The organism is Luteibacter sp. TLI7-4A, from assembly GCF_056754745.1.
Map to the genome: position 1 here is coordinate 4,187,260 of NZ_JBPGWO010000001.1, position 16,588 is coordinate 4,203,847.

Sequence of the window (16,588 nt, forward strand, 5' to 3'; positions counted from 1 at the left end):
TGGGAGCCGCTTCAGCGGCGATGGGTGCTTGCCGTGACCTGGCCCGCTGCCGCGGGATCGCCGACAGGGTCGGCTCCCACCAGGCAGGTTCAGAAGCTGCCGAAGCCCCGGGCGGGTTCGAGTCCGAGATCCGTCTTCACCCCGCGCAGGAATGCCAGGACATCCTCGTAGCGGCCCGCGGCCACGAGCGACTCGGCCGTCAGCAGCCCAAGTCCGGCGATGGGGTCGTCGCGGTACCAGGCGATGCGGGCGGATTCGTCCGGCTCGACGCGGGCGGCCTCGCGCAGCACTTGCCAGGCGTGCGACTTGCGCACGGCACCTGCGACGGTGGAATGGATATCGACGATCCGGGCGTGCGGCATACGGCTCAACCTCTATACGGCGGCGATGGTGCGCCGACACGTTGCATAGACGGCAACGTGCCTACCTTTCCTGTCCTGATCCTTTCCCGACGGAGATTCCGCTCATGGCCAAGGTCCTCGTTCTCTACTACTCGGCATACGGCCACATCGAGACGATGGCCAACGCCGTCGCCGAGGGCGCTCGTGAAGCAGGTGCCAGCGTCGACATCAAGCGCGTTCCCGAACTGGTCCCCGACGATGTCGCGAAAAAGTCCGGTTTCAAGCTCGACCAGGCCGCGCCGGTGGCGCGGGTGGAAGAACTGGAGAACTACGACGCGATCATCATCGGAACCGGTACCCGTTATGGCCGGATGACGTCGCAGATGGCCAACTTCCTCGACCAGACCGGCGCGCTGTGGATGCGGGGCGCGCTCAATGGCAAGGTCGGTGGTGCCTTCGCCTCGACGGCCACGCAACATGGCGGCCAGGAGACGACGCTGTTCTCGATCATCACGAACCTGTTTCATCTGGGCCTGATCCCGGTGGGCTTGCCCTACAGTTTCCAGGGCCAGTTGAGACTCGATGAAATCACCGGTGGCAGCCCCTACGGAGCTACGACCATCGCGGCCAGCGACGGTTCCCGCAAACCCAGCGAAAACGAACTCGCCGGCGCCCGTTTCCAGGGCAGGCACATAGCCGAAGTCGCCATGAAGCTCTTCGGCTGAGGCTCAGGCTTCCTGCCAGCGCGAGCGCCGCCAGTGACTGGGGCTTTGCCCCACCAGGCGACGGAAAAGGTTGCACAGGTGCGCCTGGTCGGAAAGGCCGCAGGCCAGGGCGATCTGGCTGAGCGGTTCACGGGTCTGCAACATCAACGACTGCGCGCGTTCCACGCGGCGGCGCATGATGTAAGCGTGCGGCGGATCGCCGAAGGTGTCCTTGAACGCCCGGCAGAAATAGCTGCTGGACAGCCCCGCGATCGCCGCCAGGTGGTCGATGGTGATCGGGAAACCCAGGTTCTCGTCCACATGGGCCGCCACGCGGCGGGCCTGCCATGGCGCCAGGCCCGCGCCGGCACGACGGCCCGTCGTCGCAGGCTCCTTTGCCACGACCGGCGGCGCCTGCTCACGTTCCAGCAGCGCGGCCACCTGGGCGACACAGGCACGGGTGGTGGCGAGGTCGGTCTCGGCGGCGGTGAGGGCCTGCTCGAGCAGGCGGGTGACGTTGGAGGGCGCCATGCCATGCATGGCTTCGGAAGCCAGCGTGGCCCCCGTCCCGGCGTAAGCGTTGGTTTCGAATCGCATCTGCATCGGCTCCACGGCGGCGGCTCATGGGCGGGACTGCCCATGGAGGCAGCGTATGCGCGATGCGGGGTGGGCTGAATTCTACATACGGTCAGGGCGTTCCATACCAAAGGATAGGAGCGCCATGTCGCATTTCTTGTAAGAGCTGTGCCGTAACGGTCAAAAACCATCACCGGCGTGCAAGACTGATATGACATTTATCCATGACGATCCGGGCGGATTCCTACAAGACACCCCGTGTCCCATCTTCCGATGTCCCGATTCGCACCCATGCAAAGCCGTGCCTACGCTCCCGCCACGCGTCCGCGCCGGCTGGTGGCCGCATTGCTCATGGGTTTCGGCGCGCTCCTGGCGCTGGGCGTGTTCCTGGTCGACACGTTCACCCCCCTGCAAAGCGCGGTGGCGGTGGTGTACGTCGTCGTGGTGCTCCTGGTCGCCGCCAGCGGCAGTCGCCGGGCGATCGTCGGCGCCGCCGCGGGCTGCATGGTGCTCACCGCCGTAGCGTATTTCCGTGGCCATGGGTGGCTCGCTATGGATGCGGCCATGATGCGCTGTGCGGTGAGCCTCGGCGCTATCGCGATCACCGCGGTGCTGGCGCTGCGCAACCGGGAACGCCTGATCACCATCGCGGGCCAGGCGAGCCTGATCGAACTGACCCACGACTCCATCTTCGTCCGCGACATGGACGACGTCATCGTGTTGTGGAACGGCGGCGCCGAGCAACTCTACGGCTGGACGGCCCATGAGGCCCTGGGACGCCGTGCGAACGACCTGCTCGGCACGGCTATCCCCGGCGACCGCAAGGCCGCCGATGCCGAATTGTCCGGCACCGGTCGCTGGGAAGGCGAGGTCATCCAGCGCCATCGCGACGGCCGCATCGTGATCGTCGAGGCGCGTTGCGCCCTGCTGCGCGACGAGCAGGGCAAGCCGAGGGTCATCCTGGAAGCCGGCACCGACGTGACCGAGCGCCGTGCCGCGGCCGCCGCCACGGCCGAGAGCGAGCGCCGCTACCGGAGCATGTTCGAAACGGCCCGCTTCTCGTTCTGGGAAGAAGACTATTCGCGAGTGATGGAACGGGTGGCCGCACTGCGCGAGGAAGGCGTGACCGATCTGGCCGCCTACCTCGATGCCCATCCCGAGTTCGTTTCGGAGGCCTGCGCGCTCACCTACGTGACGGATGTGAACGAAGCCACCGTCCGCATGCTCGGCGCGCAGCGGCGCGAGGACCTGATCGGCCCGCTCAGCCGTTTCCTGCCCGCGTCCGAACGCACCTTCGCCCAGGTGCTGCTGACCATCATCCAGGGTGGCGGCATCGCCGAGGGCGAAACGCACCTGGTGAACCTGCGCGGCGAACGGATCACCGTCCTGTTCGGCATGAACATGCCCCTGGGTCCCAGCCGATACGACCGCGTGCTGGTGAGCGTCGTGGACATCACCGACCGCAAGCGCGCCGAGCGCGCCCTGATCGCCGTGCAGGCCGAACTGGCGCAGGCCGCCCGGGTCACCGCCCTGGGCGAGATGAGCGCATCCATCGCGCACGAGGTGAACCAGCCGCTGGCCGCGATCGTCACCCATGGCGAGGCCGCCCTGCGCTGGCTCCGCCGGCCCGAGCCGGACCTGGGCGAAGCCTGCGACGCCATCGAGCGCGTGGTGCGCGACGCCCGCCGGGCCAGCGAGGTGGTGCATCGCGTGCGCAGCCTGGCCAGCAAGGAGCCCCGCCAACACGTGCTGTTCGACCTCGGCACCCTGATCGAGGAATGCGCGCAGTTGCTCGACGGCGAGATCGCCCTGCACCGCATCGTCCTGCGCGTGGATATCGCACGCGACGCGCCGATGCCACGCGGCGACCGCGTGCAGCTGCAGCAGGTGGTGGTGAACCTCATGGGCAACGCCATCCGCGCCATGTCGGCGGTGTGCGGGCGCCGGCAATTGCTGGTGCGCGCGCGGCCCGAGGGCGGCAATGGACTGCTGGTGGAAGTCGAGGACAGCGGCACGGGCATTCCGGAACACATCGCGCCGCACCTGTTCGATGCCTTCGTCACCACGCGGGGCGATGGGATGGGCATGGGCCTTGCCATTTGCCGCTCGACGATCGAATCTCACGGTGGCCGCCTGTGGGCGACCAACCGTCCGGAAGGGGGAGCGACCTTCCATTTCACACTGCCGGTCACGGTGGCCGAGGAGCTCCGGGCATGACACGGGTACCCATCGCCAATGCCGCGCGGACGCCGATCGTATGCATCGTGGACGACGATGCCTCGGTGCGCGAGGCGCTCGCATCGCTGTTCCGCTCGGTGGGGCTGAGCGTGGCCAGCTTTGGCAGCGCCGCCGATTTCCTCGCCCGCGAGCATGCCGACGCCCCGGGCTGCCTCGTGCTCGACGTACGCCTGCCCGGGGTCAGTGGCCTCGACTTCCAGTCGCAGCTGGCGTCGATGGATAACCACCTGCCGATCATCTTCATGACCGGGCACGGTGACATCCCGATGTCCGTCCGCGCCATGAAGGCGGGGGCGCTGGATTTCCTGGCCAAGCCCTTCCGCGACCAGGACATGCTCGACGCCGTGGCCAATGCCATCGAGCGGGACGCGGCGGCACGGCGCGACGCCGACGCGCTGGCCACCCTGCGCCAGGCCTACGCCTCGCTGACGCCGCGCGAACGAGAGGTGATGGGCCACGTCACGGCGGGCCTGATGAACAAGCAGGTGGGTGGGCTGCTCGGCCTGTCCGAGATCACCGTGAAGATCCACCGTGGCAATGTCATGCGCAAAATGGGCGCGAAATCCCTGGCGGAACTGGTAAAACAGGCGGAGGCACTGGGTATTCGCTCCTGACCCGGTGGTCGCCGCACACTTCCGTATGATTCCCATTCCGGGGCGCGCGGCGCACTGTATGGTCGGCAGGCCCGGCAGGTGCCCGGGCGAGGACTCGAGGTTGGCCGCTAACAGGATTGTGGCGATCGTGGATGACGACGAGGCCGTGCGCGCGGCTACGGTGAGTCTGGTTCGGTCGCTGGGACACGAGGCACGGGGTTTCATCTCGGCCGAGGAGTTCCTCCGCCATGGCGGCGACGGCATCGACTGCCTCGTCACCGACGTGAACATGCCCGGCATGGATGGGCTCGAACTGCAACGGCGGCTCATCGAGCGTGGCCATACCTATCCCATCGTCTTCGTCACCGGGTTCCCCGACGGAGGCCTGCGCGAACGGGCCATGAAAGAGGGTGCCTTCTGCTATATCGGCAAGCCGTTCAGTGGCGACGAGCTGGTCACCTGCCTGGAACGGGCACTGGATCGCAGCCGGTAAGTACGGGCTTTTCGTCCCCGGGGTTTGCTACGCTCCGCGCCCATGACCCTCATCGTGTTCCTCATCCTCCTGGCCGTCGGCCTCGTCCTCCTGGTCAGGCGCCGTTCGCGCAGCGGCGTGGTATTCGCCGTCCTTTCATTGGCATGGCTGTTCCTTGCCGGTTGCGGTCCCCTGACAGGCATGTTGCTAGGCCGGCTGCAGGCGGGCTTCGCGCCCGACGTGGCGCAATGGGGCCAGCGTAACGCGATCATCTTGCTGGGCGCCGGTACGGTACGCAGCGGGGCCGGCGTCGTGGAGCCGAGCCTCTACGCCAATGGACGAATCCTGCGTGCGGCCGAGCTCTACCGTTCCTGCAAGGCCACCGGCGCGGACTGCAAGGTGGAAGTCAGTGGTGGTGACGCGATGAAGCTGCACCAGGCCGAAGCCGACGTCTACGCGATCACCCTCGACCGCCTCGGCATACCGCGCGCCGACCTGGTGCTCGAGGCGCGAAGCATGAATACGTTCCAGAACGCCCAGTTCAGCAAGCCATTGCTGATGGCCTACGGCGCGGACAAGGTGGTGCTGGTGTCCTCGGCGGTCCACCTGAAGCGGGCGGTGCTCTATTTCGCCCACTTCGGCATCCGTGGCGAAGCGGTAAGGGGCGACTACGTCACTGCCCGCTACGACTGGTTGCCCACCTCGGAAAACCTCTCCTTCGCGGACTTCGCCATTCACGAATACATCGGCGTGGCTCGTTACCACTTCTATAACGCGATGGGTTGGAACGCGCCGAAGATTCCTGAAGAAAACGTGACCGCGCCGACGCATACGTAACAATTGGCGCTTTATGCTGGTCCACCGTCCGGCACGGACCCGACAACCCAGGAGTTGCCCGTGAAGTCACGTTATATCCTCGCCGCCCTGCTGGCCGCCGCCTCCGTCGCGCCGGTCGCCACCTTTGCGCAGGAAGCCGCCCCGGCCGCGAATCCCGCCAGCGCGATTCCCGCTTCGGACAAGCAGGCGATCCAGAACTACAACCTCAACGACGACGTGTTCAACCGTATCGTGAAGGTATCGCAGGATGCGAAGAAGCAAGGGATCAAGCCGAAGGATGCGAAAACCGATTTCTCGAAGATCCATTCACTCGACGATCTCGCCGCGCAGGTGACCGCCGCCGATCCCCGGATCGAACCGCTCATCAAGAAGTACGGTTTCACGCCGCGTGAGTTCCTGCTGGCGAACCTGGCTGTCACCAACGCGGCGATCGCTTCGGAAGCGAAGAACAATCCGCAGATGGCCGCGTACGTCGACCAGTCCAAGGTGAACAAGCAGAACGTCGCTTTCTATGAAGCACACAAGGCGCAGATCAACGCGTTGATGGCGCAGGACGACGCTGGCGGCGGTCAGTGACGAAACTCCCTCTCAGGCTCGGCTTCGCCATCGTGTTTTGCTTGCCTTGAGGCGGGGGAGCCGGGGGAGCCGTCGGCGTTGTGTGATGCGATAGGTCTTCGCGAGCACCCATCGCCGACAAGGTCGGCTCCCACCTTAAGTCGCCACCGGTCTGCGCGAAATCGCTAACGGTCGACATGTGGCGTTCGCGGGAAAAGCCGTGTGTCAAAGCCCCTCACCCCGCTCGTCAAGCAATCCAACCGCGTCGTTCGTAGGGGGAGGCGTCGGGTGCCGTTCTCAGAGCGATTCCGCAGGGAGGCGTAGGCCGGACGAGGACTTAGCGAACGAGAACGGCACCCGGCGACTCCCCTTGCCTCGACGCAAAAATCCGCGATGGCGAAGCCGAGCCGTACCCCCGAAGTTTCGGCGAAGCATCCTTTATTCCCCCAGGTATCGGTCCAGGGCGTCGATCGCCTCTGCGCAGTCCGCGCGGCCGAAACCGATGCGGAAGCGGTCGGTGGGGGTGGCCGTGAGTTCCGATCGGTAGTTGGATGCGGGGAGCAGGAGTACGCCGGCTTGTTCGACGAGGCCGGCCGCGAATGCGTCGACACCCTCCGGTCCCAGGTACCGCGGATAGGCGATGCAACCGCCGTCAGGGCGATACCACTGGAAGCGGTCGGGCCAACGTGCGAAGAAGCCGTCCAGCGTGGCGAGGTTGCGGTCGATGCGCTTGCGATGTCGCTCCAGGATCGTCGAGCGTGCCTTCAGCGCGATCAAGGCCAAGGCCTCCGATGGGCCGGCATTGCATATCGACAGGTAGTGCTTGTAGCGCTCCATGCGCTGTAACACCGCGCGATCCGCACAGGCGATCCAACCGATGCGCAGTCCCGGCAGTCCATAGGCCTTGGACATCACGCCGAGCGATAGCCCCTTTTCATAGACGTCGGCGGCTTGGGGCAGGTGTGCCGATCCCGAGGGGCCGAGGGAGTGGTACACCTCGTCGCTGAAGAGCCAGATGCCGTGTTTGCGGCACAGTGCCACGAGGGCGTCGAAACGCTCGCGCTCCAGGATCTTGCCGGTGGGATTGTGCGGAAAGTTGATCGATACGACGCGGGTATTCGGTCGGATCGCCGCCGCCACGTCGTCGATATCTAGGGACCAATGGTCATCCGGATTCAACGCGACACCGGTTACCTCGCAAATCGATAGGGGAATCGTTTCGGCCGCCTGGTAATTCGGCGTGACCACGATGGCATGGTCGCCGGGCTCCAGCAGCACGCGCATGGCGATGTAGATGCCCTCCTCGGCACCCGCGAAGCAGAGGATATCCGCCGCGTCGCGTTGCTGGTATGTCGACGCGATGGCTTCACGCAGCGTGGGGGCGCCATAGGTCTGCGTGTAACCCAGGTGCAAGGTCTCGAAGGCCTCGCGATCGGCGGGCTCCGCGAGTGCGAGCAATTGGGTGAGGCTCATGCTCTGGGCATCGGATGCCGTGAGGTGGTAGCGCGCGGCGAATTCCCAGCGCGAGAACCAGCTTTCGAGTCGGAAGTCGGGAAGGGCGGTCATGACCAGGCGTGGTCCTGTTTGTAGACAATATGTCTTATATAAACATAATGTCCAAGCATGTGCCACATGGGTCCATCCTCCCTATAGAAATGCGTGGTCAGCGGATACAGTGTCGCAATGAACTCTACGCGCTCCACCCTATGGCTGCCGGCGCTTGCCGTGCTCGGCTCCGTTACGTCGTTGTGCATCGGCACGTCCTTTGCGAAGAAGCTGTTTCCGCTCATCGGCGCCGAGGGCACGTCGGCGCTTCGCGTCGGTTTTTCCGCACTGGTGCTGCTGATCGTGTGGCGCCCCTGGCGCTGGCCGTTGAGCCGCCGCGATGCGGGCTCGGTGATCCGTTACGGGTTGACCCTTGGCGTGATGAACCTGCTGTTCTACCTCGCCCTGCGCACGATCCCGTTCGGCATCGCCGTGGCCATCGAGTTCAGTGGGCCCTTGGCGGTGGCGATGTGGTCGTCGCGCCGACCGGTGGATTTCGTCTGGCTTGCTTGTGCTATCGCAGGTCTGGTCATGTTGTTGCCGCTTGGCCATGACAGCCCGCTCGACCCCGTGGGCGTCGCGTTGGCCCTGGCCGCCGCCGTGTGCTGGGCCCTTTACATCGTCTTCGGCAAGAAGGCGGGACACCTGCACGCGGGGCATTCGGTCTCGCTGGGGCTCGTTGCCGCCAGTTTCGTCGTCGTGCCCTATGGGATTGCGCATGCGGGAGCGAGTTTGCTGAATCCCGGCATCCTGGCTGCCGGACTCGGTGTGGCCATCGTCTCCAGCGCCATTCCCATGTCGCTGGAGATGATGGCATTGAAGCGCCTGCCCAGTGAGACCTTCGGCATCATGGTGAGCCTGGAACCCGCCGTCGCATCCCTGCTGGCGATGTCGCTCCTGGGCGAGCACCTCATCTCGTCGCAGTGGCTGGCGATCGGCTTCATCGTGCTGGCATCGATCGGTAGCACGGTGACGGCGAAGCGTGCGGCGCCCCCATCGGTGGAAGTGGTTGGCTGAGGTCGACCGGGTGCGGCGTGACAGGCGGGTCGCGGCCTGCGACCCGCCCATCGGTTACCAGGCCTTGCGAACCCCGAGCGTCCCCGCGACACGCCGGTAGTTGCGGGCACCGAAGCGTGTTTCCACGTCGCCCCACACCCGCCAGCCGCTATGTCTCAGGAAGGCGACGCCGAGTTTCAGCGCGTAGCTGTTGCGCGGCACGCCACCTGCGAAGGTTTCGCCATCGAGTTGCGTGGCATCCATCTTGCCGAGGCGGCGAAGCCAGTTGGCGGCCACGTACGGCGAGGCGACGTGCCCGCCCGGCGTGTTCCAGCGAGCCGCCGCACGAGCGCCAAGACGGCTGGTGACCCCGCTGGTATGCGCCGGGATGATACGGGTCCCATTGGCTTCGGTATGCCTGCCACCGCGCATCCGGGTGGCGAGCAACTGTGCCTGGGGTTCCAGGTAGGCGTCGGATTCCGTGCCCAGTGTGGTGCGCCACCGGTGACCGGCTTCGATGCTGGCGGTGAGCACGCCGCTACCGTAGCGCTCGTTCCGCAAGGCGTCGCCTTCCACCCGCTGATTGACGTGCGCGTATTGGGTCCAGCCGCGCAGGTACATGCCATTGTTGGCCCGGACTCCCCCATAGACGCCGGCGGCCGCACCGCGCACGCGCCCCTTGGCCGAATACCGCGTGAGCAGGGAATGGCCACGCGTATCCGCTTGTCCTGCGGAGGCCATGACGCCCACGTGTGACGCGGCGGCTCCGTCGCCGCGAAGCAGGTCGGCGCCCACGGTGAGTTCGTTCGTGGAGGTTGTCGTGGTGATCTGATCGCGCAGGTCGAACGTGGTGTGCTGGCGTTCGAAGCGTGCCCACGCACTGCGGCGGGAGCCTTCGTCTTCCTCGTCTTCACCCGCGCCAGGGCCCGCCTGGAACATGGCGAGCGCCGCCGTCTGGTTGGCCCGGTACGTACCTGTTTCCGGACGCAGCACCGGTGCGGGTGGCTCGCCAGGATCGACCCATCCGCCAGGATCCGGTGTTTGCGGATCGACGATGACCTCACGCACGCTCGATCGCAGATACCAGTCGCCGTCGTCGGGTTGGCTCAGGGAACCTTGGTACAGGAAGTACTCGTGCGCTCCGGCGACCGCGCGGCCAGCGAGTTTAAAGCTGCCGTCCGAGCGGCCGTCGACCCTGACGAGGGGGATGCCGTCCTCGGTGTGGTCGCCTGTGCCGTCGAGCATGTCGACGGCGATCAGGCTGCCCCCCGAGGTATTGCCCGTGACATGGACGAGGTCCGCCGGGGAGTGATCGTCGCCAAGCTGGCCACGCATCCGGAACAGGCCATCGTTGCCCTCGTAATCGCCGGCGATGGTGAGCGTCCCGAATGATCCTGGCGCACTCGGTGCGAAGGCGACGACGCCGTGGTCGTTGCGCAGGCTGCCGATGCGACTGTCGCCGGTGACGTTCCAGGTGCCACCGCTCTCCAGGGAAACATGGCGCACGATCGATGTGGCGCCGGACCAGGTAGCGGCGTTCTTGATGGAAAGCGAGAACTTCGTCTGGTCGGACGGAGGCGCATCCGGTTTGTCCGAAAGGCGGATAGCCCCCACGGCGACGGTGCGGTCGTCCAGCACCACGGTGAACGCCTGCGTGGACGCCGGGTCCACTTCCGCGAATACCCCGTTTCCACTGGTCAGCGATGCACCTCCACCCAGGCGGACGATACCGGGATCGTTGAGACCCAAGGCGGCACCGTTCTGGCTATGCAGGGAGCCGCCATCCATGCGCAGCGTGCCACCCGCCTCCACGATGGCACCGTAGGCGCCGATGCCCGAAACCTCGACCGTGCTGCCCGTGCTGCGGATGTCGCCGCCGGAAGCGTGGATGCCGTGCGCGCTGGCTCCCGAGGTGACGATCGATGAATCGCGCAATTGCACGGTGCCGCCCAGGGTCGCGAACACGCCGTATGCCGACGCGCCTGCCGTGGAGACGCGGGAGCCGCGGACATCGATCTGTGGGAGGCGACCCGGATGATCGCCCCCCTGCGCGAGCAAGCCATGGCTTTGATGGCCAAGTGTAATGACGTCGACGTTTCCGGCGGCGACCGAACCGCCACGATTGTCCAGGCCCGAGGCGAAATCGCCTGTGGTTTCGATGCGCGTGCCGGCCAATGAGAGAGGCCCCCCATTGGCCACGCTCACACCGGCGGCGTGTTCGCCATGGGTGAGGAGGTTGCTGCGGGTGACGGTGAACAAGCCGCTGCCGGTGTTGACGTTCAACGCGTTCGCCCACTCGCCGTTCGTGGTTACCTGGACGTCTTCCAGTGTGGCGGTGGCGGTGTCCTGGGTATGGACGCCATGACTTTCCCTGCCCAAGGTCTCGATCTGCGTGCGGCGCGCGGAGAGCGAGGAGCTGCCGTCGCGGGCGATCAAGCCGGCGGCGTTGTTCCCTTCGGTGCGTATGCTCGTTCCCTCGACCAGGAACTGGCCGCCATCCTCGGCCACGATGCCGGCGGCGACCGTGCCCAGCGTATGGATGCTGCCACCCTCGATACGGCCGGCCGCGCCGTCCAGCGCGAAGGTGGCGCCCGTGGCGCTGCCACCCTCGGTACGGATGTCGACGCCGTAAAGGGCGGTGACGGTGCCTTGTGTGCCCGTGACATAAAGGCCATGGGCGAGATCGCCCGTCGTGATCAGTTCGCCGCCGGTGAGGGTGACTTCGCTGAAGGCGCCGGTCACGCGGATGGCGGACGCGGATTCACCGTGGGTACGCAGGACGACGTGCTTGCCCTCGGCCTTGCCGCCATGGGTGGCCAACACCCCGTAGCGTGATGGTTCGTTGGTTTCGTAGCTTCCGGCGTCGATATCCAGCCAGGTGCCGTCGGCCACGAACGGCGGGGGCTCGGCCGAGGCCGCCGGGGCGCAAAACGCCGCCACGAAGGCGGCGAGGTATCGGCGGGGAGAGGGGTGTTGTATGGTCAAAGCGTCACTCCATGTCAGGCGGCTGGGCAGGGGTGCCCAACAGCAACTTCGGGGTGACAGGATAGGGACTGGCTTCAAATGGCGGAACGCGATTATTCTGAAAATGTCTGCGAACGCCGTCTGCGATGCGCCGCCGGACATCCACGCTTCACAATAGCCGTTGCACCCTAGGCGGGTCCGTCTTTGGACGGGTGCGCCCCGGATGCGAGTTTTATTTTGTCTGCAAGCGCGACGATTGCCGTGGAAGGTTCGCCATTTCGGCGGTATGCTCCGCAGCGCTTGCCCTATACATAACAAATGAGGAGCCCTAAATCATGAAGGTCATTTCCATCACTGCCCTGGCTTTTGTCGCCGCTGCCATGCTGTCGGGCTGCAACAAGTCCGACGACACCTCGGCCACCGCGCCGTCGTCCGCTTCGACCGCCGCTGCCGCCCCCGAGGCTGCTCCGGCCGCCACGCCGCCGGCCGACACCACCCCGCCGGCCGCCAGCACGGCCGCTCCGGCTGCCGCCGGCACCGCCGCTCCGGCTCCGGCTTCGACCGCTTCGGGCCAGTAAGCCACGCTCGCGAACGCCCGTCCTTCCCCGGAAGGACGAGCGGATCCGCGGAAAAACGCCGCTGCTGTTCGCAGCGGCTTTTTTTTGTCCGTTACCAGGGCTCTACGCATGCCTCGTGCCAGGCGGCGGCCAACGGGCTCCATGCCTCATGACCTGTAGCCCTTCCGTTCAGGATGCGGCAGGCTAGGGCGGTTCCGTCCCACTGCCACAGGAATACCCATGCCACGTCGTCCCGTGTTGCTGCCCATGCTCGCGCTGTCCCTGGCTGTCGCCTCGTCCCTGGTCGCCGCGCAGACCGCGCCGCTGACGCCGGATATCCCGGCAAAGTACGACGCGCCCACCAGCGCCAACGACTACGTCAAGCGCGTCGTCGAGATTCCGATGCGAGACGGGGTGAAACTGCACACCGTCATCGTCATCCCGAAGAACGCGAAACACGCCCCGATCCTGCTCACCCGCACCCCCTATAACGCCGACGGGCGCGCGGAGCGCTCGGACGCGCCGACCATGCGCAACCTGCTGCCGATGGGCGACGAGGTCTTCGTGGACGCCGGGTACATCCGGGTCTTCCAGGACATTCGCGGCAAATACGGCTCCGAAGGCGACTACGTGATGACCCGGCCGCTGCGCGGGCCGTTGAATGCCTCCGACGTCGACCATTCCACCGACGCCTACGACACGATCGAATGGCTGACGAAGAACCTGCCCGAATCCAATGGCAAGGTCGGCATGATCGGGTCCTCCTACGAGGGTTTCACCGTGGTGATGGCCTTGGTGAATCCCCATCCCGCGCTCAAGGTGGCCGCGCCGGAGAGCCCGATGGTGGATGGCTGGATGGGCGACGACTGGTTCCATTACGGCGCCTTCCGCCAGACCAATTTCGACTACATCACCGGCCAGAACGCCAAGCGCGGCAAGGGCGCGAGCATTCCGCGCGTGGGCTACGACGACTACGCGAACTTCCTGGCCGCCGGTTCCGCGGGGGATTATGCGCGGGCCGCGGGCCTCGACCAGTTGCCCTATTGGCGCAAGCTCAGCGAACACCCCGCCTACGACGCCTACTGGCAAGGACAGGCACTGGACAAGGAAATGGGCCGCCAGCCGTTGAAGGTGCCCACGATGTGGGTGCAGGGCCTGTGGGACCAGGAGGACATGTGGGGTGCCATCCACAGCTACGAGGCGGTGGAGCCCAAGGACAAGGGCAACGACAGGAACTACCTGGTGATGGGCCCGTGGAGGCACAGCCAGGTGAATTACGACGCGTCGTCGCTGGGTGCGCTCCAGTGGGACGGCGACACCGCGCTGCAGTTCCGCCGGGACGTCCTCCTGCCCTTCTTCAACCAGTACCTGGTCGATGGCGCGCCCAAGGCGAACACCCCGCCGGTGCTGATCTACAACACGGGCGAGAACCATTGGGACCGCTTCAAGAGCTGGCCGCAGGCCAAATCTAGCCGTCCGATGTACCTTAACGCCAACGGAAAGTTGTCGTTTGAGGCTCCTGGCGCGGCCGAATCCAAGTATGACGAGTACGTCTCGGACCCGGCCAAGCCGGTGCCGTACGTGCCGCGTCCGGTGCATTTCGCCGATCGGCAATCGTGGACCACGTGGCTCGTGCAGGACCAGCGATTCGTCGATGGACGTCCGGACGTCCTGACCTACGTGACCGAGCCGCTCACCGCGCCGCTGAAGGTGGCGGGTGCGCCGCAGGTGAACCTCTACGCCTCGACCAGCGGTACGGACAGCGACTGGGTGGTGAAGCTGATCGACGTCTATCCCGACACCAATGCCAGCACGCCGACCATGGGTGGCTACGAACTCGCCGTTTCCATGGATATCTTCCGCGGCCGCTACCGCGAGAGCTTCGCCGAGCCCAAGGCGCTCACGCCGAACACGCCGCTGGAATATCGCTTCGGCCTGCCCACCGTGAACCACACCTTCCTGCCCGGTCACCGGGTGATGGTGCAGGTGCAGTCGTCCTGGTTCCCGCTGTACGACCGTAATCCGCAGACCTTCGTGCCCAATGTCTTCTTCGCCAAGCCGTCCGACTACCGGAAGGCCACGCAGCAGGTATGGCACGCGCCCGGCACGGCCAGCGCGATCGAGCTGCCGGTGGTCCAGGGCGGGAAGTAAGGGCCGAACAGGGCCGCCAGCGGGGCTTTTGCGTTCCCTGCACGCCACCGGCGCGATCCTCGGTCTCCACCCGAGCCCGAGGATCGCCCGCATGGCCCGCCCCATCTGGACCGGTACGCTGTCGTTCGGCCTGCTCAACGTGCCGATCCGGCTGATGTCCGGAGAGCGACGCAACGACCTGCATTTCCGCATGCTCGACCAGCGCGACAATACGCCGGTGCGCTATGAACGCGTGAACGCGGATACCGGCGAGGAAGTCCCCTGGAAGGACATCGTCAAGGCCTTCGAGTACCAGAAGGGCAACTATGTCGTTCTCGAAGAGGACGACATCCGTAACGCCGCCAGCGATGCGCACGAGACGGTGGAGATCGACACCTTCGTCGATGCCAGCGAGATCGCGCCGGCGTACTACGAGAAGCCGTATATCCTGCTTCCGGCGAAGAAGGCCGAGAAAGGCTATGTGCTTCTGCGCGAGACGCTGAAGAAAACCGGCAAGGCGGGCATCGCCCGCGTGGTCATCCGGACCAGGGAATACCTCGCCGCCGTCATGCCGCAAGGCGACGCACTCGTCCTCAACCTGCTTCGCTACAAGTCGGAAGTGGTGGACGCGGAAGACTTCGAGTTGCCGGGAAAATCGACGGCGGAATACCGCATTTCCTCGCGCGAGATGGAAATGGCGACCGACCTCATCGAGTCGATGTCGGGTAAGTGGAAGCCCGAGGATTATCGCGACGAGTTCCGCGAGAAACTTCGCTCGGCCATCGAAAAACGCCTGAAGAGCAAGGGCGTCACCGCCACCGTGGAGGAAGAAGACCGCACGCCGGAGAACGCCACGACCAACGTCGTCGACTTCATGGCGCTGTTGAAGAAGAGCATCGGCGCGAAGACGCGTACACCGGCGGCGAAGAATGCTCCGGGACGCAAGGCGGCGACGAAGAAGGCACCGGCGAAGAAAGCCGTCGCGAAAAAGACGGCGGCGAAGAAGGCGGCCTCGCGCAAGGCACCGGCCAGGCGCCGGAAGGCGGGCTGACTCATGGCGGGACAAAACGTCGGCGGCATCACCATCACCCACCCCGAGCGCGAGGTGTTCGGCGAGGGTGGTCCGACCAAGGGCGAGGTGGCGGCGTATTACGAAGCGGTCGCTTCGCGCATGCTGCCCGAACTGCGCGGGCGTCCACTCTCGCTGGTCCGTTGCCCACAGGGCACCACCGGCCAGTGTTTCTTCCAGAAGCACCACAGCGACAAGCTCGGCGAGCACGTCAAGGCCGTCACGTTGACGGAAAAGGACGGGGGTGAAGCCGGGTACATCTATGTGGACGATGTCGCCGGTGTGCTCGAACTGGTGCAGATGAATACGCTCGAGTTCCACCCCTGGGGTGCCCGCGCGGATAAGCCCGACCAGCCGGACCGCCTGATCTTCGACCTGGACCCGGCCAGCGGTGTCGCATGGAAGGACATCGTGGCGGCGGCCCGCGAAATCCGTGATCGCCTTGCCGAGGTGAAGCTGGAAAGCTTCGTGCGCACGTCGGGTGGCAAGGGCCTGCATGTGGTGGCGCCGTTTCGCCGGGGACCGTCGTGGGAGGCAGTGAAAGCATTTTGCGAAGGCATCGCCGATGCGATGGTCGCCGATAAACCCCAGCGTTACATCGCGCAGGCGAGCAAGGCCAAGCGCGAGGGCCTGATCTTCATCGACTGGTTGCGCAACACCCGCGGCGCCACGAGCGTCACCGGCTGGTCATTGCGCGCACGGCACGGTGCGCCGGTGGCGATGCCCGTGCGCTGGGATGAGATCGCGCGGCTGAAAGGCGGCGGGGCCTTCGACCTGAAAAAGGCGTTGAAACGGGCGAAGTCCACGGATGCGGACCCCTGGGTCGGCATCGCGTCACTTAAACAGTCGCTGCCCTAGCGCACACGAAGCGTTCCGGTGGAATGGAGGCCCCCGGTGAAAGAGGAGGGTTCTGGTGGGAGCCGACCCTGTCGGCGATGGGTGCTTGCCATAACTTGGCCCGCTACCGCGGGATCGCCGACAAAGTCGGCTCCCACAAAAAGCTGGCTCCCC

General features: G+C 65.8%; 15 protein-coding genes. 10 read left to right on the forward strand and 5 right to left on the reverse strand.

Translation table 11 applies throughout. The features are described 5' to 3' along the window. Positions 1-89: 89 nt before the first annotated feature. Positions 90-362: a hypothetical protein gene (locus ACR9Y6_RS18335; RefSeq protein ID WP_371024511.1), complete on the reverse strand. Its 273-nt coding sequence runs from the start codon at positions 360-362 to the stop codon at positions 90-92. Between the two features lie 104 nt (positions 363-466). Here ACR9Y6_RS18335 and wrbA point away from each other — a divergent pair, with 104 nt between their 5' ends. Then, on the forward strand, positions 467-1,066 hold the full coding sequence (wrbA, locus tag ACR9Y6_RS18340; protein ID WP_481282579.1) for an NAD(P)H:quinone oxidoreductase: 600 nt from the start codon (positions 467-469) through the stop codon (positions 1,064-1,066). Between the two features lie 3 nt (positions 1,067-1,069). Here wrbA and ACR9Y6_RS18345 read toward each other — a convergent pair whose 3' ends face one another. Beyond that, the gene (locus ACR9Y6_RS18345) at positions 1,070-1,642 is read right to left on the reverse strand and encodes a helix-turn-helix transcriptional regulator (protein WP_481282580.1); all 573 of its coding nucleotides are present in this window, start codon (positions 1,640-1,642) and stop codon (positions 1,070-1,072) included. Positions 1,643-1,912: 270 nt separating this feature from the next. Here ACR9Y6_RS18345 and ACR9Y6_RS18350 point away from each other — a divergent pair, with 270 nt between their 5' ends. From ACR9Y6_RS18350 to ACR9Y6_RS18370, 5 genes are all read left to right on the forward strand, one after another. Next, positions 1,913-3,838, forward strand: a complete 1,926-nt coding sequence (locus ACR9Y6_RS18350) for a PAS domain-containing sensor histidine kinase (RefSeq protein ID WP_481282581.1) — start codon at positions 1,913-1,915, stop codon at positions 3,836-3,838. Then, entirely contained in the window at positions 3,835-4,473 is a 639-nt protein-coding gene (locus tag ACR9Y6_RS18355; protein WP_481282582.1) for a response regulator transcription factor, read from the forward strand. The genes ACR9Y6_RS18350 and ACR9Y6_RS18355 overlap by 4 nt, the downstream gene beginning before the upstream one ends. Before the next feature lie 127 nt (positions 4,474-4,600). Further along, the gene (locus tag ACR9Y6_RS18360) at positions 4,601-4,945 is read left to right on the forward strand and encodes a response regulator transcription factor (RefSeq protein WP_481282583.1); all 345 of its coding nucleotides are present in this window, start codon (positions 4,601-4,603) and stop codon (positions 4,943-4,945) included. A gap of 42 nt (positions 4,946-4,987) precedes the next feature. Next, positions 4,988-5,761 carry a YdcF family protein gene (locus ACR9Y6_RS18365; protein ID WP_481282584.1) on the forward strand — a complete coding sequence of 258 codons (774 nt, stop codon included), beginning with the start codon at positions 4,988-4,990 and terminating at the stop codon, positions 5,759-5,761. 60 nt (positions 5,762-5,821) lie between these two features. After that, positions 5,822-6,337 (forward strand): hypothetical protein, encoded by a 516-nt coding sequence (locus ACR9Y6_RS18370; RefSeq protein WP_481282585.1) that lies wholly within the window; start codon positions 5,822-5,824, stop codon positions 6,335-6,337. A gap of 417 nt (positions 6,338-6,754) precedes the next feature. Here the strand turns inward: ACR9Y6_RS18370 and ACR9Y6_RS18375 are convergent, their stop codons facing one another. Continuing rightward, positions 6,755-7,882, reverse strand: a complete 1,128-nt coding sequence (locus ACR9Y6_RS18375) for an aminotransferase class I/II-fold pyridoxal phosphate-dependent enzyme (protein ID WP_481282586.1) — start codon at positions 7,880-7,882, stop codon at positions 6,755-6,757. Between the two features lie 117 nt (positions 7,883-7,999). Here ACR9Y6_RS18375 and ACR9Y6_RS18380 point away from each other — a divergent pair, with 117 nt between their 5' ends. After that, positions 8,000-8,878 carry an EamA family transporter gene (locus ACR9Y6_RS18380; protein ID WP_481282587.1) on the forward strand — a complete coding sequence of 293 codons (879 nt, stop codon included), beginning with the start codon at positions 8,000-8,002 and terminating at the stop codon, positions 8,876-8,878. 54 nt (positions 8,879-8,932) lie between these two features. On the opposite strand, the gene ACR9Y6_RS18385 is transcribed toward ACR9Y6_RS18380, so the two are convergent. Then, the gene (locus ACR9Y6_RS18385) at positions 8,933-11,842 is read right to left on the reverse strand and encodes an autotransporter family protein (protein WP_481282588.1); all 2,910 of its coding nucleotides are present in this window, start codon (positions 11,840-11,842) and stop codon (positions 8,933-8,935) included. 307 nt (positions 11,843-12,149) lie between these two features. Then, positions 12,150-12,509 (reverse strand): hypothetical protein, encoded by a 360-nt coding sequence (locus ACR9Y6_RS18390; protein WP_481282589.1) that lies wholly within the window; start codon positions 12,507-12,509, stop codon positions 12,150-12,152. 136 nt (positions 12,510-12,645) lie between these two features. Here ACR9Y6_RS18390 and ACR9Y6_RS18395 point away from each other — a divergent pair, with 136 nt between their 5' ends. The 3 genes from ACR9Y6_RS18395 to ligD all read left to right on the forward strand — a co-directional run bounded on the left by ACR9Y6_RS18395 (position 12,646) and on the right by ligD (position 16,435). Continuing rightward, complete coding sequence (locus ACR9Y6_RS18395) at positions 12,646-14,529, forward strand: CocE/NonD family hydrolase (protein ID WP_481282758.1); 1,884 nt, start codon at positions 12,646-12,648, stop codon at positions 14,527-14,529. Positions 14,530-14,620: 91 nt separating this feature from the next. Beyond that, entirely contained in the window at positions 14,621-15,559 is a 939-nt protein-coding gene (gene ku, locus ACR9Y6_RS18400; protein WP_481282590.1) for a non-homologous end joining protein Ku, read from the forward strand. A gap of 3 nt (positions 15,560-15,562) precedes the next feature. Continuing rightward, the gene (gene ligD, locus ACR9Y6_RS18405; RefSeq protein ID WP_481282591.1) at positions 15,563-16,435 is read left to right on the forward strand and encodes a non-homologous end-joining DNA ligase; all 873 of its coding nucleotides are present in this window, start codon (positions 15,563-15,565) and stop codon (positions 16,433-16,435) included. The last annotated feature ends 153 nt before the right edge of the window (positions 16,436-16,588 follow it).